The organism is Pseudomonas sp. TE3552 (genome assembly GCF_056278945.1).
The window spans coordinates 3,130,556-3,147,661 of sequence record NZ_JBWBQJ010000001.1; the positions used below are offsets into that span (position 1 = coordinate 3,130,556).

Annotated in this window: 20 protein-coding genes and 1 tRNA gene; 4 read left to right on the plus strand and 17 right to left on the minus strand. The window is 57.5% G+C overall.

Annotated elements, in window-relative coordinates:
• Positions 1-346 precede the first annotated feature (346 nt).
• Positions 347-883, plus strand: coding sequence for a hypothetical protein (locus ACZ9BB_RS13900; protein WP_476214281.1), 537 nt, complete (start codon positions 347-349; stop codon positions 881-883).
• A 349-nt stretch (positions 884-1,232) separates the two neighbouring features.
• On the opposite strand, the gene ACZ9BB_RS13905 is transcribed toward ACZ9BB_RS13900, so the two are convergent.
• From ACZ9BB_RS13905 to thrS, 9 genes are all read right to left on the minus strand, one after another.
• A tRNA-Pro gene (locus ACZ9BB_RS13905) sits at positions 1,233-1,309 on the minus strand.
• A gap of 89 nt (positions 1,310-1,398) precedes the next feature.
• Positions 1,399-1,755, minus strand: coding sequence for a MerR family transcriptional regulator (locus tag ACZ9BB_RS13910; RefSeq protein WP_003179985.1), 357 nt, complete (start codon positions 1,753-1,755; stop codon positions 1,399-1,401).
• Complete coding sequence (gene ihfA / locus ACZ9BB_RS13915; protein WP_002553164.1) at positions 1,736-2,038, minus strand: integration host factor subunit alpha; 303 nt, start codon at positions 2,036-2,038, stop codon at positions 1,736-1,738. Before ihfA ends, ACZ9BB_RS13910 begins: the two co-directional genes overlap by 20 nt.
• Before the next feature lie 3 nt (positions 2,039-2,041).
• Complete coding sequence (gene pheT, locus ACZ9BB_RS13920; protein ID WP_476214282.1) at positions 2,042-4,420, minus strand: phenylalanine--tRNA ligase subunit beta; 2,379 nt, start codon at positions 4,418-4,420, stop codon at positions 2,042-2,044.
• 26 nt (positions 4,421-4,446) lie between these two features.
• Positions 4,447-5,463 carry a phenylalanine--tRNA ligase subunit alpha gene (gene pheS / locus ACZ9BB_RS13925; RefSeq protein WP_007905876.1) on the minus strand — a complete coding sequence of 339 codons (1,017 nt, stop codon included), beginning with the start codon at positions 5,461-5,463 and terminating at the stop codon, positions 4,447-4,449.
• 109 nt (positions 5,464-5,572) lie between these two features.
• Complete coding sequence (gene rplT / locus ACZ9BB_RS13930; protein ID WP_007905879.1) at positions 5,573-5,929, minus strand: 50S ribosomal protein L20; 357 nt, start codon at positions 5,927-5,929, stop codon at positions 5,573-5,575.
• A gap of 28 nt (positions 5,930-5,957) precedes the next feature.
• Positions 5,958-6,152 (minus strand): 50S ribosomal protein L35, encoded by a 195-nt coding sequence (gene rpmI / locus ACZ9BB_RS13935; protein WP_002553160.1) that lies wholly within the window; start codon positions 6,150-6,152, stop codon positions 5,958-5,960.
• Between the two features lie 60 nt (positions 6,153-6,212).
• Positions 6,213-6,764, minus strand: coding sequence for a translation initiation factor IF-3 (gene infC, locus ACZ9BB_RS13940; RefSeq protein WP_172435341.1), 552 nt, complete (start codon positions 6,762-6,764; stop codon positions 6,213-6,215).
• Positions 6,764-8,686: a threonine--tRNA ligase gene (gene thrS, locus ACZ9BB_RS13945; RefSeq protein WP_476214283.1), complete on the minus strand. Its 1,923-nt coding sequence runs from the start codon at positions 8,684-8,686 to the stop codon at positions 6,764-6,766. Before thrS ends, infC begins: the two co-directional genes overlap by 1 nt.
• Positions 8,687-9,059: 373 nt before the next feature.
• Between thrS and ACZ9BB_RS13950 the strand changes: the two genes are divergently transcribed.
• On the plus strand, positions 9,060-9,362 hold the full coding sequence (locus ACZ9BB_RS13950; RefSeq protein WP_476214284.1) for a hypothetical protein: 303 nt from the start codon (positions 9,060-9,062) through the stop codon (positions 9,360-9,362).
• 292 nt (positions 9,363-9,654) lie between these two features.
• On the plus strand, positions 9,655-9,867 hold the full coding sequence (locus tag ACZ9BB_RS13955; protein WP_003179963.1) for a cold-shock protein: 213 nt from the start codon (positions 9,655-9,657) through the stop codon (positions 9,865-9,867).
• A gap of 72 nt (positions 9,868-9,939) precedes the next feature.
• On the opposite strand, the gene ACZ9BB_RS13960 is transcribed toward ACZ9BB_RS13955, so the two are convergent.
• Both ACZ9BB_RS13960 and ACZ9BB_RS13965 read right to left on the minus strand, forming a co-directional pair.
• Positions 9,940-10,257, minus strand: coding sequence for an I78 family peptidase inhibitor (locus ACZ9BB_RS13960; RefSeq protein ID WP_476214285.1), 318 nt, complete (start codon positions 10,255-10,257; stop codon positions 9,940-9,942).
• 166 nt (positions 10,258-10,423) lie between these two features.
• Positions 10,424-10,729: a hypothetical protein gene (locus ACZ9BB_RS13965; RefSeq protein WP_476214286.1), complete on the minus strand. Its 306-nt coding sequence runs from the start codon at positions 10,727-10,729 to the stop codon at positions 10,424-10,426.
• Positions 10,730-10,861: 132 nt separating this feature from the next.
• Between ACZ9BB_RS13965 and ACZ9BB_RS13970 the strand changes: the two genes are divergently transcribed.
• Positions 10,862-11,074: a hypothetical protein gene (locus ACZ9BB_RS13970; protein ID WP_305409703.1), complete on the plus strand. Its 213-nt coding sequence runs from the start codon at positions 10,862-10,864 to the stop codon at positions 11,072-11,074.
• Between the two features lie 38 nt (positions 11,075-11,112).
• Here ACZ9BB_RS13970 and ACZ9BB_RS13975 read toward each other — a convergent pair whose 3' ends face one another.
• Genes ACZ9BB_RS13975 through ACZ9BB_RS14000 form a run of 6 tightly spaced genes read right to left on the minus strand, consistent with a single transcriptional unit; the run spans position 11,113 to position 17,086 of the window.
• A complete protein-coding gene (locus ACZ9BB_RS13975) occupies positions 11,113-12,141 on the minus strand; it encodes a nucleoside hydrolase (protein ID WP_476214287.1) in 1,029 nt (342 codons plus the stop codon).
• A 33-nt stretch (positions 12,142-12,174) separates the two neighbouring features.
• Complete coding sequence (gene rbsD / locus ACZ9BB_RS13980) at positions 12,175-12,579, minus strand: D-ribose pyranase (protein ID WP_476214288.1); 405 nt, start codon at positions 12,577-12,579, stop codon at positions 12,175-12,177.
• Positions 12,576-13,493, minus strand: coding sequence for a ribokinase (gene rbsK, locus ACZ9BB_RS13985; RefSeq protein ID WP_476214289.1), 918 nt, complete (start codon positions 13,491-13,493; stop codon positions 12,576-12,578). Before rbsK ends, rbsD begins: the two co-directional genes overlap by 4 nt.
• A gap of 42 nt (positions 13,494-13,535) precedes the next feature.
• Positions 13,536-14,555 carry a LacI family DNA-binding transcriptional regulator gene (locus tag ACZ9BB_RS13990; RefSeq protein WP_476214290.1) on the minus strand — a complete coding sequence of 340 codons (1,020 nt, stop codon included), beginning with the start codon at positions 14,553-14,555 and terminating at the stop codon, positions 13,536-13,538.
• A 3-nt stretch (positions 14,556-14,558) separates the two neighbouring features.
• The gene (locus ACZ9BB_RS13995; protein WP_007905898.1) at positions 14,559-15,536 is read right to left on the minus strand and encodes an ABC transporter permease; all 978 of its coding nucleotides are present in this window, start codon (positions 15,534-15,536) and stop codon (positions 14,559-14,561) included.
• Positions 15,533-17,086 carry a sugar ABC transporter ATP-binding protein gene (locus ACZ9BB_RS14000; protein ID WP_476214291.1) on the minus strand — a complete coding sequence of 518 codons (1,554 nt, stop codon included), beginning with the start codon at positions 17,084-17,086 and terminating at the stop codon, positions 15,533-15,535. The genes ACZ9BB_RS13995 and ACZ9BB_RS14000 overlap by 4 nt, the downstream gene beginning before the upstream one ends.
• Positions 17,087-17,106 lie beyond the last annotated feature (20 nt).

Here is a 17,106-nt window from a genome sequence, read left to right on the forward strand (position 1 = left end):
CGTGCTTGCGGCCCTTCTCCATCCCGTACACGCCTTCTGGAGTTTGGTTCAAAGGCGAAAGAGTAGATCCTCTCTCAAGCGCACGGAGCAAGTGAGGAAGCTCTAATCGCGTTGAGTGACTTTCCAATGAAGCCCGGCAAAGTCCGGGCTTTTTGTTGCCCGCCAGAAACGAAAAAACCTAGCGGGCGGCCGCAATGCTGGTCACTTAAGGATTGTTGACTAATCCGTGATCAGCTGGAAAATCCGGAATTCGATAAGGATTCGGGCTTTTTTGTGACTTCGCCACTCCCTTATCGGTATCGCTACTGCTGGGCTGCTGGCGATCACGCATGAACTAAAGAGTACCTTGCCTGGGACGATACAAAAGCTCCACTACAAGGATTTTCAGTATGCGTTCTCGCGTTGCAAACAAACTCTTCACCTTGGTCTTTCTGACGACAACCGCGCGTCCGCTGCGCAGCCAACTGCTACCGACTCCTTTCCACACATTCCAGTGATGAGCCATGAAACCATGACTCATAATGGCAAAGTCATCTATGAGGCCGATGTTGACTTGGCCGATCCTTTCTCTAAAACGATTGCCCTACAAATCAATATCGATGGGTTCTCTTGGGGCTGCAATTCTACAGAAGGTCACGTCGTCTTCGACTCAAACGGAAGGCATTCCGGCGGCAATCTTGTTTCAGGCTATATGATCAGTTGTGTTGTCAGAGATCTGAAGGCTGATGGGACCGCAAAAGTCGATATCCTCTATGACATGCGCGACCCTAGTCGCAGCATAAATAAATCTGAGCATATAAACGCAACGGTGAAGGCCGGCCAGCGTTACGAAAGCACGACGCAATCAGGCTCCCGGGTTGCAATGCTGCTGCAACCTATCTGAACTCGTCACGCTCAGCATGCAAAAAAGCCTCATTCTATAAGTTATAGAATGAGGCTTTTTGCATAGGGCCTCGGGCGAGCTTTGATGCTTTGCAGAGCCTCGCGACTGACGCCAGGCGGACCTTTCACTAGGAGATCCACATGGCAGAGTGCCGGTAACGTGTGACAGGGATGGACCTAATAACCGTCGTCAACTCACTTATCAAGCGGAGGCTAAAGCCCACGGGACAATTTCCGACCTTGGTATCACAGCCGAAGATTCCACCCAGAGCCAGTCGTTTTGTAGGGGTAAAAACGCTTGAAAATAAAAAAGGGTCGCGAGATAAAATCTCGCAACCCCTTGAATTATATGGTCGGGACGGAGTGATTCGAACACTCGACCCCTAGCACCCCATGCTAGTGCGCTACCGGACTGCGCTACGCCCCGACTAGGCGTTGAATCTGCCCCTCATCTCGAGGAACGCTCAAGAATATATCGCAAGCTTTTGAAAACTGGAAGTATTTAAAAGCAGGAATTTATTTCTTGAGAACCACCAGAACATCTTCCAGCTCGGCGATCATCTGGCGGATCATTTGTTTGTATTGGGTGGTGTCGTCTTTGGCTTCATCGCCGGACAAACGCAAGCGTGCGCCGCCGATGGTGAACCCCTGATCGTAAAGAAGTGCGCGGATCTGCCGGATCATCAGCACGTCCTGGCGCTGATAATACCGGCGGTTTCCGCGGCGTTTGACGGGGTTGAGTTGAGGAAACTCCTGCTCCCAGTAGCGCAGCACGTGCGGTTTTACCGCACACAGCTCGCTGACTTCACCAATGGTGAAGTAGCGTTTGCCCGGGATGACGGGTAGCTCGTCGTTATGACTTGGTTCCAGCATAAGCCTCAACTCGGGCCTTCAACTTCTGCCCTGGACGAAAGGTGACCACACGGCGAGCCGTGATCGGGATTTCTTCTCCCGTTTTCGGATTGCGGCCAGGCCGCTGGCGTTTGTCCCGAAGGTCGAAATTGCCGAAACCGGACAATTTGACTTGTTCGTTGTCTTCAAGAGCGTGCCTGATTTCTTCAAAAAACAGTTCGACCAATTCCTTGGCCTCCCGCTTGTTCAGGCCCAGCTCTTCGTACAGACGTTCCGCCATCTCAGCTTTCGTCAAAGCCCCCATACGTCACTTCCTTAACGTGGCGTTCAACCTTTGTTCGAGCGAGGTGAGGATGTTTTGCGTCGTGGTATTCACCTCATCGTCATTAAGAGTGCGCGATGGATGCTGCCAGGTCAAGCCAACTGCAAGGCTTTTTCTATGCGGATCAATGCCTTTACCCTGATACACGTCAAATAGCCTGAGGTCCGTCAGCCATTCGCCTGCATTTTCACGGATTACGTCCAGTACGGCACTGGCCGCGACGTCTTTGTCCGCCAGCAGCGCAAGGTCACGACGCACTTCAGGAAAGCGCGATAACTCCTGGAATTTCGGCATTTTACCCGCAGCCACTTCGGCCAGAACCAGCTCGAATACGAAGACCGGACGGTCGAGACCGAGAGTTTTCGACAATTCAGGGTGGATCGCGCCAACGAAACCTACCAAACGGCCTTCACGTTCGATGCGCGCGGTTTGACCCGGGTGCAATGCTGGGTGTTTGCCCGGCACGAAAGTGAACGAATCCAGTGCACCGGCGAAGCCCAGTACCGCTTCCACATCGGCTTTGACGTCGAAGAAGTCCACGACATCGCGACCTTGTGCCCAGCCTTCCGGCAGGCGGCTACCGCATACCACACCGGCCAACATTGGCTCTTGCTTCAGGCCTTCCAGCTGACCGACGAAACGCAGGCCGCTTTCGAACAGGCGGACGCGATCCTGTTGGCGATTCAGGTTGTGCTGAAGCGCCTTGACCAGACCGGGCCACAGGGACGAACGCATGGCAGCCATGTCGTTGGAAATCGGGTTGGCCAACAGCAGCGGCTCGACACCAGGATTAAACAACTCGAATTGTTTCGGATCGATGAAGCTGTAAGTAATCGCTTCCTGGTAACCACGGGCCACCAGCAGACGACGCAACTCAGGCAGATCGCTACGCGCTTCAGCCTTGGCTTGCGGCGCCAGACGGGCTTGCGGGTAGCGCACCGGCAGACGGTTGTAACCGTACAGACGGGCCAGTTCTTCGATCAAGTCGACTTCCAGGCTGATATCAAAACGGAAGCTTGGCACTTCAACGCGCCACTGCCCTGCCCCATCGGCAGTAATGGTCAGGCCCAAGGCGCTGAGCAGACGCTCGACTTCGGCCGAATCCATTTCCATGCCCAGCATCTGGGTGATGCGCTGGGCACGCAGGGTGATCGGCGCGATCGACGGCAGGTGTTGCTCGCTGACGGTTTCGACGATCGGGCCGGCTTCGCCACCGGTGATTTCCAGCAGCAGGCCAGTGGCGCGCTCCATGGCTTCACGGGCCAGCTTCCAGTCCACGCCACGCTCGTAGCGGTGCGAGGCGTCGGTGTGCAGGCCGTAGGAACGAGCCTTGCCAGCGACGGCAATCTGGTCGAAGAATGCGCTTTCGAGGAATACATCGCGAGTGGTCGCGGACACACCGCTGTGCTCGCCACCCATGACGCCAGCGATGGCCAGCGCGCGAGCGTGGTCAGCGATCACCAACGTATCGCTACGCAGGCTGACTTCCTGACCGTCGAGCAGCACCAGCTTCTCGCCTTCTTCGGCCATGCGCACGCGGATGCCGCCATTGATTTCGGCGAGATCGAAGGCGTGCAGCGGCTGACCCAGTTCCAGCATCACGTAGTTGGTGATGTCGACGGCTGCGTCGATGCTGCGCACGTCGGCACGACGCAGGCGCTCGACCATCCACAGCGGTGTAGGCTTGGACAGGTCGACGTTACGGATCACGCGACCCAGGTAGCGCGGGCACGCGGCCGGCGCCAGCACTTCAATCGAACGCACTTCATCGTGCACCGCTGGAACGCTGGCAATCGTCGGGCGTACGACGTTGGCAGCGTAAAGCGCGCCGACTTCGCGAGCCAGACCGGCCAGGGACAGGCAGTCGCCGCGGTTCGGGGTCAGGTCGACCTCGATGCTGGCGTCGTCCAGGCTCAGGTACTCACGAATGTCCTGACCGACCGGCGCATCGGCCGGCAATTCCATCAGGCCATCGTTGCCTTCGCCAATCTGCAGCTCAGCCTGGGAACACAGCATGCCGTTGGATTCAACGCCACGTAGCTTGGCCTTCTTGATCTTGAAGTCGCCTGGCAGTTCGGCACCGATCATGGCGAACGGGATCTTCAGGCCCGGGCGCACGTTTGGCGCACCGCACACGACCTGGAAAGTTTCCGAGCCATTGCTGACCTGGCAAACACGCAGCTTGTCGGCGTCCGGGTGTTGCTCGGTGCTCAGCACCTCGCCCACGATCACGCCACTGAATACGCCGGCGGCCGGCGTAACGCTATCGACCTCAAGACCGGCCATCGACAGACGGGCAACCAGCTCGTCGCGACTTACCTGCGGGCTTACCCAGCCACGCAGCCATTGTTCACTGAATTTCATCCTGCTCTCCTAAGAATTCGTTACGACTAGCGAAATTGCGCGAGGAACCGCAAGTCGTTGTCGAAGAACAGACGCAAGTCGTTCACGCCGTAACGCAGCATGGCCAGACGCTCAACGCCCATGCCGAAGGCAAAGCCCGAAAACTCTTCCGGGTCGATCCCGGACATGCGCAGCACGTTCGGGTGAACCATGCCGCAGCCCATCACTTCCAGCCAGCCAGTCTGCTTGCAGACACGGCAGCCTTTACCGCTGCACATCACGCATTCCATGTCGACTTCGGCGGATGGCTCGGTGAACGGGAAGTACGAAGGGCGGAAACGCACCGCCAGTTCTTTTTCGAAGAACACGCGCAGGAACTCTTCGATGGTCCCTTTCAAGTCGGCGAAGTTGATATCGCGGTCGACCAGCAGGCCTTCGACCTGGTGGAACATCGGGGAGTGAGTGATATCGGAGTCGCTGCGGTACACACGGCCTGGGCAGACGATGCGGATCGGCGGCTGTTTCGATTCCATGGTGCGGACCTGTACCGGGGAGGTATGGGTGCGCAGCAACATGTTGGCATTGAAATAGAAGGTGTCATGCATCGACCGGGCCGGGTGATGGCCTGGGATGTTGAGCGCTTCGAAGTTGTGGTAGTCGTCTTCGACCTCAGGGCCTTCGGCGATGCCGTAGCCGATGTGGGTGAAGAACTGCTCGATACGTTCCAGAGTGCGAGTAACCGGATGCAGACCACCCGAGGTCTGGCCACGGCCAGGCAGGGTCACGTCAATGGACTCGGCGGACAGTTTGGCGGCCAGGTCGGCCTCTTCAAACAGTGCCTTGCGCGCATTGAGAACCTCTGTGACACGCTCCTTGGCAACGTTGATCAGCGCGCCGACTTGCGGACGCTCTTCTGCCGGCAAATTCCCCAGGGTCTTCATCACCTGAGTCAATTCGCCCTTTTTGCCAAGGTAGTGAACCCGGATTTGCTCCAGGGCATTGATATCTTCAGCGCTTTGCACAGCCTCTAGTGCTTGAGAGACGAGCGCATCCAGGTTTTCCATGTACAGACTCCAGATACAAAATAGGGGAAGAGCTTGAAGGCTCTTCCCCTATTTATGACGTTTAACACCTGACCCCACAGAGGTGAGGCCGGGTGACTGTCGGGGGTACTTAAGCCAAGGTGGCTTTAGCTTTCTCGACAATCGCAGCAAACGCCGCTTTTTCGTTCACTGCCAGATCAGCCAGAACCTTACGGTCGATCTCGATGGACGCTTTTTTCAGGCCGGCGATGAAACGGCTGTAGGACAGACCGTTGATACGTGCACCAGCGTTGATACGAGCGATCCACAGAGCGCGGAACTGACGTTTTTTCTGACGACGGTCACGGTAGGCGTATTGGCCTGCCTTGATTACCGCTTGCTTGGCAACACGGAATACGCGCGAGCGAGCGCCGTAGTAGCCTTTAGCAAGTTTCAGAATTTTTTTGTGACGTTTACGGGCAATGACGCCACGCTTTACACGAGCCATGAGTTACTTCCTCTATTCTTGACTAAAATTAACGAAGGCGCAGCATGCGCTCGACTTTTGCCACGTCAGACGGATGCAGCAAGCTGCTACCGCGCAGTTGACGCTTACGCTTGGTCGACATTTTAGTCAGGATGTGGCTCTTGAAAGCGTGCTTGTGCTTGATACCGTTAGCAGTTTTCAAAAACCGCTTAGCAGCACCACTTTTCGTTTTCATCTTTGGCATGTTCGGATACTCCGCATTCAGTTGATAAACATAATCAGAAGGCCTGCCGTGCCCTGTTGATTACTTCTTCTTTTTCGGGGCGATGACCATGATCAGCTGGCGTCCTTCCATCTTAGGATGCTGTTCGACCGAACCGTACTCGAGCAAGTCACCTTCAACTCGCTTGAGGAGTTCCATCCCCAGCTCCTGGTGGGCCATCTCACGGCCGCGGAATCGCAAGGATACCTTGGCCCTGTCCCCGTCACTCAGGAAACGTACCAGGTTGCGCAGTTTTACCTGGTAATCCCCTTCCTCCGTCCCTGGACGAAACTTGATTTCTTTAACCTGAATCTGCTTCTGGTTTTTCTTGGCCGCGGCAATCTGCTTCTTCTTCTCGAAGATCGATTTGCCGTAGTCCATCAGCTTGCAAACAGGAGGTACTGCATCGGCGGAAATTTCCACCAAATCGAGCTTGGCTTCTTCAGCCTTAAGAAGCGCGTCTTCAATTGACACAATCCCAAGCTGCTCGCCTTCAGCCCCAATTAACCGAACCTCGCGTGCCGAGATATTCTCGTTGATCGGGGCTTTCGGTGCAGCTCGTTTATCTTGTCTCATTTCACGCTTAATAATAATTACTCCGAATCTGGGCGACCACGCCGGGAAACCGCTTGCGCGAGAAACTCAGCGAACTGGGCGACGGGCATCGAGCCCAGGTCAGCACCTTCACGAGTACGCACAGCGACAGTCTGCATCTCGACTTCCCGATCTCCGATAACCAAGAGATAGGGAACCTTGAGCAAAGTATGCTCGCGGATTTTAAAGCCGATCTTTTCATTTCTCAAGTCAGACTTGGCACGAAATCCGCTTTCGTTGAGGGTTTTTTCAACCTCGGCGGCAAAATCGGCTTGTTTATCAGTGATATTCATAATCACTGCCTGGGTCGGAGCCAGCCACGCGGGGAATGCACCCTCGTAGTGCTCGATCAGGATCCCGACGAAACGTTCGAAGGAGCCCAAGATCGCCCGGTGCAACATCACCGGGTGCTTGCGACTGTTGTCTTCGGAGACGTATTCGGCTCCCAGACGGACAGGCAGGTTAAAATCGAGCTGAAGGGTACCACACTGCCAGACGCGGCCGAGGCAATCTTTCAGCGAGAACTCGATCTTCGGACCGTAGAACGCACCCTCGCCCGGCTGCAACTCATATGGCAGGCCCGCATTATCAAGGGCTGCAGCCAATGCCGCTTCGGCGCGATCCCACAACTCGTCAGAACCAACGCGTTTTTCCGGACGAGTGGACAGCTTCATCTCGACGTCTTTAAAGCCGAAGTCGGCATAGACGTCCATGGTCAGCTTGATGAACGCTGCGGATTCGGCCTGCATCTGCTCTTCGGTGCAGAAGATGTGAGCATCGTCCTGAGTGAAGGCACGAACGCGCATGATGCCGTGCAGCGCACCCGATGGCTCGTTACGGTGGCAGGCACCGAACTCGGCCAGACGCATCGGCAGCTCGCGGTAGCTTTTCAGGCCTTGGTTGAACACCTGCACGTGGCAAGGGCAGTTCATCGGCTTGATGGCGTAGTCGCGATTTTCCGACTGGGTGGTAAACATGTTGTCGGCGTAGTTGGCCCAGTGCCCGGATTTCTCCCACAGACTGCGGTCAACGACTTGAGGCGTCTTGATTTCCAGGTAACCGTTGTCGCGCTGAACCTTGCGCATGTACTGCTCGAGCACCTGGTACAGAGTCCAGCCGTTCGGGTGCCAGAACACCATGCCCGGCGACTCTTCCTGGGTGTGGAACAGGCCCAGACGCTTGCCGATCTTGCGGTGATCGCGCTTCTCGGCTTCTTCGATGCGCTGGATGTAAGCCGCCAATTGCTTCTTGTCCGCCCATGCGGTGCCGTAGACGCGCTGCAATTGCTCGTTCTTGGCATCGCCACGCCAGTAGGCACCGGACAGCTTGGTCAGCTTGAAGGATTTCAGGAAGCGCGTGTTCGGCACGTGCGGACCGCGGCACATGTCGACGTATTCTTCGTGATAGTACAGGCCCATGGCCTGCTCGTTCGGCATGTCCTCGACCAGGCGCAGCTTGTAGTCTTCGCCGCGGGCCTTGAACACTTCGATCACTTCGGCGCGCGGAGTGACTTTCTTGATCACGTCGTAATCTTTCTCGATCAGCTGCTGCATGCGCTGTTCGATGGCAGCCAGGTCGTCCGGCGTGAAAGGACGCTCGAAGGCGATGTCGTAATAGAAACCTTCATCGATGACCGGGCCGATGACCATCTTGGCCGTCGGGTACAGCTGCTTGACCGCGTGGCCAACCAGGTGGGCGCAAGAGTGGCGAATGATCTCCAGCCCCTCTTCATCCTTTGGCGTAATGATTTGCAGCGAGGAATCGCTGTCGATGATGTCGCTGGCGTCGACCAGTTTGCCATTGACCTTGCCGGCCACGGTGGCCTTGGCCAGACCGGCACCGATGGATGCGGCGACCTCGGCTACGGAAACCGGGTGATCGAATGAACGTTGACTGCCGTCGGGAAGAGTAATAGTTGGCATGGCGCCTCCTCTCCTAGTGGTGACCCCTACCAAAGGTCACGTGGGTTGGGATGAGCCAGTACAAGATCCGGTCCAGGCCATTCAATAACGAACGCCTGCCTTACAGCGGCAGGAGCCTTGCGGCCAACCGGAAAACCGAACCAGAGTGACTGGGATTCAAATCAGGGTTATTCGCGCATTTGCCGCTGCCGGGACGAAAGGTCATCCGGAGCCTGCAAATGCCCGAGCCAGGCATGCTAGCACAGATGAACGGTCGTCGATGCACAGAGGTTTTCTCCGGGGGCAAATCAGGCTTTTTTGTGCCAGAGTGCTGAACTTGAACCCCGTGTCACCCATCAGATAAAAGACATTGACCCGAAAGGAGCATCTCAGCATGCGTCTGAATCGTTTATTCGCTGTAGTCGCACCCATCGTTCTGTTGCTGCCACTGGCCGCACATGCAGATTGGCCAAAGGGTGAGCGCGAGAAATACATGGCTCAATGCACTCAGGCGGCCACTCCACAGATCGGCGCCGCGGCAGCCAAGTCACACTGCGCGTGTGGGGCCGACGCGATCAAATCGTACCCTGCCAGCGACATTCAGGCCCTGATGGATAACAAGGCCAGCCAGGAACTGCAGCAGAAGGCACTGGGCCAGATCGCCGCCTGCAAGGTCGATAACAAGGCAAAAAAATAAGCTCGGCTGAGCGCCTTCAAGGCCTTCAGAGCCGATGAAAGGAGCCTGAAAACCGCTTTTTCGTACAAATTATTCAGGTTTTTCAGCTTTTTTTATTGTCTTTACTTTCGGCTGAAAGCCTTTTAAAACGGGGCTTTCAGCCACACAAAGCAACAAAGAGAACGCGACTGCAGGGCAAACAGCACGTCCGGGGGGCTCCCAAAGCGAACATTTCGACTATGATACTCCCGTGTGCCCAGTTGGCCTGAGCAGCACAGTACTACTGAAAATATATGTTTCTTGGAGATACACCATGTCTAATCGCCAAACCGGCACCGTTAAATGGTTCAACGATGAAAAAGGCTTCGGCTTCATCACTCCTCAAGGTGGCGGTGACGACCTGTTCGTACACTTCAAAGCTATCGAAAGCGACGGTTTCAAAAGCCTGAAAGAAGGCCAGACCGTTTCCTTCGTGGCTGAGAAAGGCCAAAAGGGTATGCAAGCTGCACAAGTCCGCCCAGAGTAATTTTCTGGCGCACTAAAAAAACCCCGTCCATGTGACGGGGTTTTTTATGAGCGAAACAAAAGCCTGAAGCAATCAGCCGCAGTTGACGCGGGTGACCACCAGATTGTTGTCGGTGTTCAGGTTCAGGCGATCGGAACGATACTCCAGGGTCACCATGTCGTTGGGCTTGAGGAACCGGGCATTCTGCGCACCTGCGCGGGTACGTGCCTGCTCGAGCAGTTCGGGCGAAGCCTTTTTGCCAATGGTGAATTCGGCAGCCTTTGCTTCACAACGGCTGTGACCGGTGTCGGTCGCCACAGGGTCCTTTGCCGACTCGGTGGACGTACTGCTGCAACCGGCCAGCAGCGTGGCGACCAACAAAGTACCCAATGACGCGAGCTTCCAAGGCATGAAGCCTCCTTTTTTACGATAGTTAAGCTGAGATCGTGCGACCGCCATTTTGGCGTTTGGTTTCAAGACAAATGCCAACGCCCTGCCCTCGACCCTGACAGTAGCGAGTGTGCCTGAGCATCACCCTGCCGTTCATCACTCAATCGTGACTGAATATGAACAGCGCTCAATAAACGTCGATGTAGTCGAAAGGCGGTTTCGGCCAGTTCTCTTTCAGCGCATTGAAGATCTGCATCACCCAGACCTCGTCGCTGGCCGCGACCAATCCGACATAACCGGAACCCTTGGCCCACGTTTCCAGGCGAAACAGCAGGCCGTCGATCTCAGTACCGCCCACGACACCCGACGAAATGTAGGCGATGCCGCCCTTGGTGACCCGCAACTGAGTGTGTTCATCGTCGCTGGCAGAAGCCAGCAGCTGACGCACCGCTTCGAGGGTCAAGCCATCGGGAGTGTTCAAATCGATCTGCACAGCACAATCCTTGAAAATTCGTCAAAGACCAAGTGTCGCATAGCCCTTCCCTGATGCCTAAGTCGGAGTGCCAAACGTCCTGCAAAATGGTTAACTCGACACTCAGACTTTCCCGACTTCACGAGCGCCATCATGACCACCGTAAGCATCGACGCCAATATCACAATCAAGTGGCCACAGGGTCACAGCTCTTACAGCCCGGGCAGTCCGGAAGAGCTGGCAATCATTGGTATCGATTTGCTGGTCAAGGAATTGGGGACGCAGGCCGCCCAGACCTTCATAACCCAGGTTCTCGAGAAGTACTCCGTCGACTATAAGGGCATGAGCGCAACGGATACCGAGTAGCGGAAAACCCCGCAGGCTGGCACCTGCGGGTCTATGGCTTACTTCAAACGAGCCAGGCGCTGGGTCAGCAGATCGAAGAAGCCCTGAGCGTCGCCATTTTCAACCCAGAAGGCGTTTTTCGGTGCCTTCAGGCCGTCATACCAGTCGACAATGGTCTGACCGAAGGTCGGCCCTTCGCGACTATCAACCACCACATTGACCGAACGCCCGGTGAACAACTCCGGCTTGAGCAGGTAAGCGATGACCGTGGCGTCATGCACCGGGCCACCCGGAATGCCGTAGTGCTCCATGTCGCCTTTGACGTACTCGTTGAGAATATCGCCCACCAGTTTGCTGGCATTGTTGTTCAAGGCAGCGATCTGCTTCAGGCGCGCTTCACTGGTCAGAATCTTGTGGGTCACGTCCAGTGGCAGGTAGGTCAGCTTGACGCCACTCTTGAGCACCACTTCCGCGGCCTGGGGATCAGCGTACAGGTTGAATTCGGCCACCGGGGTGATATTGCCGCCGTTGAAGTGCGCACCGCCCATGATCACCACTTCCTTGATGCCCTGAACGATTTCAGGTTCCTGGATCAGCGCCAGCGCCAGGTTAGTCTGTGGACCGAGCATGGCGATGGTGATGCTGTGGGGTTTGGCGGCCTTCAGGGTTTCGATCAGATAATTGACCGCATTGCCTTCGGCCAGGCCTTTCTTCGGCTCGTGCACGGTGACACCCGACAGGCCTTCCTTGCCATGAATGTTCTCGGCATAGATCGGCGTGCGCATCAGCGGTTTCGGTGCACCCGCGTAAACAGGCACTTCCTCACGCCCTGCCCATTCGCGAGCCAGACGTGCATTGCGCGAGGTCTTGTCCAGGCGCACGTTGCCAGCGACGGTAGTCAGCGCGCGAATGTTCAGTTCTTCCGGCGATGCCAGGGCAAACAGCAAGGCAACGACGTCATCGGCACCCGGATCGGTATCGATGATCAAGTCGATCTTTTCCGCCGCTTGGGCGCTTGTTGCGGTAATCAGGGACAAAAGCAGCAGACTCCGAAGCAGATGATGCAGTTTCTGAGCATAGCGGTGCATAGCGCACTCCTTGTGCGTGGGAAGAACGGAACGTTAAAACGTTACTCCAGCCACCAAAACGATGTTGCAGTACGGTTGACATTCGCCTGTACGAACAATCGCCCGCGCCTGTCGGCTGAGTACTTTGAATTGGTCATGACTGAGCAGTTCACGCCGGCCCAGAGCACCTTCGGCATTCAGTTCATCCAGCGTGCTCAAGGCTGACGGTTTCTTGTCCAGAATCTCATGGGCCAGCACATGGCTTTCGACCTGCATTTCGCTGAGCACGACCTTCAAGGTACTGATGAAATCCGGAATGCCGTGGGTCAAGGCCAAGTCGATCAATTCGACGCCGGGCGGAACCGGCAGGCCGGCATCGCCGATCACGACCGTGTCGCCATGGCCCAGGGACGCGATCAGCCGCGACAGCGCGACGTTGAGCAAAGGTGTCTTTTTCATGGTGCGTTAAAGGCCTGTACGTCGGACAAGGTGGGAATCGAAGGTTGCGCGCCGGCACGGGTAACGGACAGCGCAGCGGCGACCTGGCCGAAACGGATTGCATCGACCTCGCTTTTGCCGGCCGCCAGCGCCGCGGCAAAACCACCGACGAACGTGTCACCGGCCGCAGTGGTATCGACCGCCTTCACTTTCGGTGCAGGGAAATGCTCAAAGCGCGCGCCATTGGCCAATAGCGAACCTTGGGCCCCGAGGGTGATGATCACTTTGCCGGCGCCCATGGCGATCAAACGGGTTGCGGCGGTTTCGGCGCTGCTCAGGGAATCCACCGGCAAACCGCTCAACGCCGAGGCTTCGCTTTCGTTGGGGATCAGGTAATCGATGGCCGCATACCAATCCGCCGGCAACGGGCAACTGGCCGGTGCCGGGTTGAGGATCACGGTTTTACCCAGCTCACGACCACGCTTCAGAGCATGGCCGACCGTGGCATCCGGCACTTCCAGCTGACAGATGATGACATCCGCCGCCTGCAATACGCTGTCGAAACGATCGATCACCTCGGACGTCAATGCACCGTTGGCGCCGGCAACAATCACGATCGCGTTCTGACTGTTGTCATCGACCACGATCAACGCCACACCGCTGGAACCTTCAACAGTACTGACTGCCTGGCAATCGATCTGCTCGGCCAACAACGCTCCGCGCAGTGTTTCGCCATAGGCGTCGCTGCCCACACATCCAACCATCGACACCGGCGCCCCCAGCCGCGCCGCGGCCACGGCCTGGTTCGCGCCCTTGCCGCCCGAAACCGTGGCAAACGATTCGCCGATCAGCGTTTCACCACCACGGGGCAGCCGCGGCGCCCGGGTTACCAGGTCCATGTTCAGGCTGCCTATTACCACTACTTTTGCTGGCATACATCACTACTCGTCAATTCTGTTTCTGCGGTGCTTTTGGTTTCAGCGGTATTGGGAGAACACACCGGCCAGCGGCGCAGTCGATTCTCGCAGGACAATACTGGGCGTCACGATTCGCTGATCAGTCGTCAGGTCCGGCGTGGCAATCCTGCGCAACAACACCTCGGCCGCCATCTCGCCAAGCTGCAGGATCGATTGGCCCACAGTGGTCAACGCCGGATAAACGTAACGGCTCATCTGGATATCGTCGAAGCCGATCACCGACAGCTCGGTGGGCACACGAATATTGCGCTCGGCGGCGGCGCGCAACACACCGATACCGATCATGTCGTTGCCGGCGAATATCGCGCTGGGCGGATTCTTTTCCAGCAGGATCGCGGCGGCGTTGTAACCGCCGGTGCTGGTGAAGTCACTTTCCAGCATGCGCTCGCGAGGCACCTCGACGCCCGCCTCTTTCAACGCCCGGCAATAACCGGCCAGACGCATCTGCGCCACGCTGGTACTCGCCGGCCCACCAATCGTGGCGATGTCCCGATGCCCCAACTCCAGTAAGTGCCGGGTCGCCAGATAGGCGCCGTATTCGTGATCGATACGCACCAGGTCCGCATCGACACCCTCCAGATCACGGTCGACGATCACCATCGGCGTACGCACGCCCGTCAGGCCTTCAGCCAGGCCGCTGTCACCCCCGGCAGACGCAACGATCAAGCCGTCGATGCGCTTTTCCAGCAACACGCGAAGGTAGCTGCGCTGCTTGTCCGGGTTGTCATCGGAGTTGCAGAGAATGACGCAATAGCCGTTGCGTTCGCAGTAATCCTCGATGCCACGGGCCAGCTCGGCGAAGTACGGGTTGAGGCTGTTGGGCACGAGCAGGCCGATGGTCGCGGTGGTTTTCGCTTTCAACGAACGGGCCACGGCGCTGGGCACGTAGTCGAGGCTTTTGATCGCCGCCTCGACCTTGATCCGCACTTCTTCACTGACCGGCCGCGTTTTGTTCACCACGTGGGAAACCGTGGTGTAGGAAATGCCCGCGAGTGCCGCTACATCCTTGATTGTTGCCATGACTCAGGTCCGCCGGCTTGCGCGCTGACTGCGATAAGTATCGAGCACCACCGCCACCACGATAACCGCACCGGTGATGATGCGTTTGGTTGGCTCGGTCGCGCCGATCTGCGCCAGACCGGCTGCCAATACGGAGATGATCAGGACGCCAAAGAACGTGCTGATGACCGAACCGCGCCCGCCCATCAGGCTGGTGCCGCCGATCACGACCGCGGCGATCACCTGCAGCTCCAGACCGGAGCCGGCATTTGGATCCGCCGCTTCCAGGCGAGAAATCTGAAACAACGCAGCGATACCGGCCAGCAGCCCCATCAGACTGAAGACCAGGATCTTGTAGGGCTTTGGATTGATCCCCGCCAGACGCACCGCCTCTTCGTTGGTGCCGATGCCGATCAGGTAACGACCGAACACCGTACGCGTCAGCACGGCCTGGGCGATGAAGATAATCAGCAGGGCAATGATGAACGACGGCGAGATGCCGAATGCGATCGGATTGGACAGCCAGGCGAAGGCATCACCGATGTAGGCGGTGCGCGAACCGGTCATCTGATACGCCAGGCCCCGCGCCATTTCCAGCACCCCGAGGGACACGATGAACGACGGAATCCGCCAGGCCACGGTGATCGAACCAGTGATGGTCCCGGCCAATGCCGCAACCGCCATGCCGAGCAAGGCCGCGGGCAAAACGCTCCAGCCCCAACCGAGAATTGCCACGCTGACCGCCGAGGCCGCGAGCGCCAGCACTGACCCTACCGACAAATCGATACCGCCGATGATCAAAACGAAGGTCATGCCGACCGCCAGCACCATCAAGTCGGGGATCTGGTTGGCCAGGGTGCTGAAAGTGTCGTAGGACAGGAAATGGCTGCTCAGGACCGAGAACAGCGCGACCATCGCCAGCAAGGCACCAGCTAGGCCCAGATAAGTGCCGAGGCCGTAAAAATTGCCACTACGTTTGCCGGCCAAAGATGCAGTATTCATGGAAGATCCCTAGGCGCTGCCTCGTTGAGCAACGCATCACGTTTTTGGTAGCCGGCGAAAGCGGCGGCAAGCAAATCATCCTGGGTCCAGCTGTCACGCTCGAAGGTGTCGATCAGACGCCCTGCCGACAGCACACCAATGCGATCGCAGATCAGCATCAGTTCGCGCAGGTCGCTGGACACCACCACCAGCGCTTTGCCCTGACGGGTCAGCTCACCGAGCAATGTATAGATGTCAAATTTGGCGCCGACGTCGATGCCACGGGTTGGCTCGTCGAACAGCATCACTGTGCAGTCGCGCTCTAGCCAACGGCCGATCACGACTTTCTGCTGATTGCCGCCGGACAGCTCCGAAACCAATTGCGTCGCACTGGAACTGCGAATGCGCATGGCGTCGATCTGACGCTGGGCCAGTGCCTTCTCGTCACCGTTGTTGACGAAGCCGCCGCTGGAAATCACCGGCATATTGCCCAAGGCAATGTTGGCGCTGATCGACTGCGTCAGCAGCAGGCCTTCACCCTTGCGATCTTCGGTGATCAGGGCGATGCCGTGACCGACTGCATCGGCTGGCGAACGAATGCTCACCACTCGGGCCGGCGACCCTAGTGCGACGGTGCCGCTGTCTGCCGGGTCGGCGCCGAAGATCAGGCGCAACAACTCGGTACGCCCTGCGCCGATCAAACCGGAAATCCCGAAAATCTCGCCGGCGCGCACTTCGAAGGACACGTCACGGACTTTGTCGGAACGGGTCAGCCCTTTGACCGTCAAAGCCGGCGCGCCAATCTTGCGCGGGCCCATGTCGATGTGCTCGCCCAATTCACGTCCGACCATCAGCGTGACCAACTGCTCGCTGTTGTAATTGGCCATCGGCTCGACGCAGACCAGGTTGCCGTCGCGCAATACCGCGATGCGCTGGGCCACCCGCGCCAACTCTTCAAGGCGGTGGGAGATGTAGATGATCGACACGCCACGCGCTTGCAGGCGAGTGATCTGCTCGAACAGCATTTCGACTTCACGGGCCGTCAGCATTGCCGTCGGCTCGTCGAGGATCAGCACGTGGCAATCGCCGATCAGGTTGCGGGCGATTTCCACCATTTGTTGATGGCCGATCCCCAGTTCGCCGACCAGGGTATCTGGATCGATGGCGTCGAGGCCGACCTGGGCCATGGCCTCGATCGCCGCCCTGCGCAGTTGCTTGCGGCTGATCCAGCCACCGTGGCTGGGCAGGTTGTCGAGAAACAGGTTTTCCGCCACCGACAATGTCGGTAACAGATTGAGCTCTTGCATGACCATGCGGATGCCCAGCTCTTCTGCCTGGCTCCGGCTGCCTGGACGGTAATCCCGCCCCTGGAATCGCATCTGGCCGGTGGTCGGCGCGACCAGTCCACCAATGATTTTCGACAGCGTACTTTTACCGGCACCGTTTTCGCCGGTAAGCGCCAACACCTCACCACGCATCAGCGTCAGATCGATGCCGGCGAGGACGGGTTGAGCGTAGGTTTTACCGATACCGCTGACCGAGAGGACAGCGTTCGGGGCGCAAACTGACATAAAAACTCTCCATGTGCTCG

What these genes read in the sequence shown, in the direction of transcription:
- ACZ9BB_RS13910 (WP_003179985.1), bottom strand. Translation starts at nt 1,755, where the DNA reads ATGCTGGAACCAAGTCATAACGACGAGCTACCCGTCATCCCGGGCAAA.
- ihfA (WP_002553164.1), bottom strand. Translation starts at nt 2,038, where the DNA reads ATGGGGGCTTTGACGAAAGCTGAGATGGCGGAACGTCTGTACGAAGAG.
- pheT (WP_476214282.1), bottom strand. Translation starts at nt 4,420, where the DNA reads ATGAAATTCAGTGAACAATGGCTGCGTGGCTGGGTAAGCCCGCAGGTA.
- pheS (WP_007905876.1), bottom strand. Translation starts at nt 5,463, where the DNA reads ATGGAAAACCTGGATGCGCTCGTCTCTCAAGCACTAGAGGCTGTGCAA.
- rplT (WP_007905879.1), bottom strand. Translation starts at nt 5,929, where the DNA reads ATGGCTCGTGTAAAGCGTGGCGTCATTGCCCGTAAACGTCACAAAAAA.
- rpmI (WP_002553160.1), bottom strand. Translation starts at nt 6,152, where the DNA reads ATGCCAAAGATGAAAACGAAAAGTGGTGCTGCTAAGCGGTTTTTGAAA.
- thrS (WP_476214283.1), bottom strand. Translation starts at nt 8,686, where the DNA reads ATGCCAACTATTACTCTTCCCGACGGCAGTCAACGTTCATTCGATCAC.
- ACZ9BB_RS13950 (WP_476214284.1), top strand. Translation starts at nt 9,060, where the DNA reads ATGCGTCTGAATCGTTTATTCGCTGTAGTCGCACCCATCGTTCTGTTG.
- ACZ9BB_RS13955 (WP_003179963.1), top strand. Translation starts at nt 9,655, where the DNA reads ATGTCTAATCGCCAAACCGGCACCGTTAAATGGTTCAACGATGAAAAA.
- ACZ9BB_RS13960 (WP_476214285.1), bottom strand. Translation starts at nt 10,257, where the DNA reads ATGCCTTGGAAGCTCGCGTCATTGGGTACTTTGTTGGTCGCCACGCTG.
- ACZ9BB_RS13970 (WP_305409703.1), top strand. Translation starts at nt 10,862, where the DNA reads ATGACCACCGTAAGCATCGACGCCAATATCACAATCAAGTGGCCACAG.
- ACZ9BB_RS13975 (WP_476214287.1), bottom strand. Translation starts at nt 12,141, where the DNA reads ATGCACCGCTATGCTCAGAAACTGCATCATCTGCTTCGGAGTCTGCTG.
- rbsD (WP_476214288.1), bottom strand. Translation starts at nt 12,579, where the DNA reads ATGAAAAAGACACCTTTGCTCAACGTCGCGCTGTCGCGGCTGATCGCG.
- rbsK (WP_476214289.1), bottom strand. Translation starts at nt 13,493, where the DNA reads ATGCCAGCAAAAGTAGTGGTAATAGGCAGCCTGAACATGGACCTGGTA.
- ACZ9BB_RS13990 (WP_476214290.1), bottom strand. Translation starts at nt 14,555, where the DNA reads ATGGCAACAATCAAGGATGTAGCGGCACTCGCGGGCATTTCCTACACC.
- ACZ9BB_RS13995 (WP_007905898.1), bottom strand. Translation starts at nt 15,536, where the DNA reads ATGAATACTGCATCTTTGGCCGGCAAACGTAGTGGCAATTTTTACGGC.
- ACZ9BB_RS14000 (WP_476214291.1), bottom strand. Translation starts at nt 17,086, where the DNA reads ATGTCAGTTTGCGCCCCGAACGCTGTCCTCTCGGTCAGCGGTATCGGT.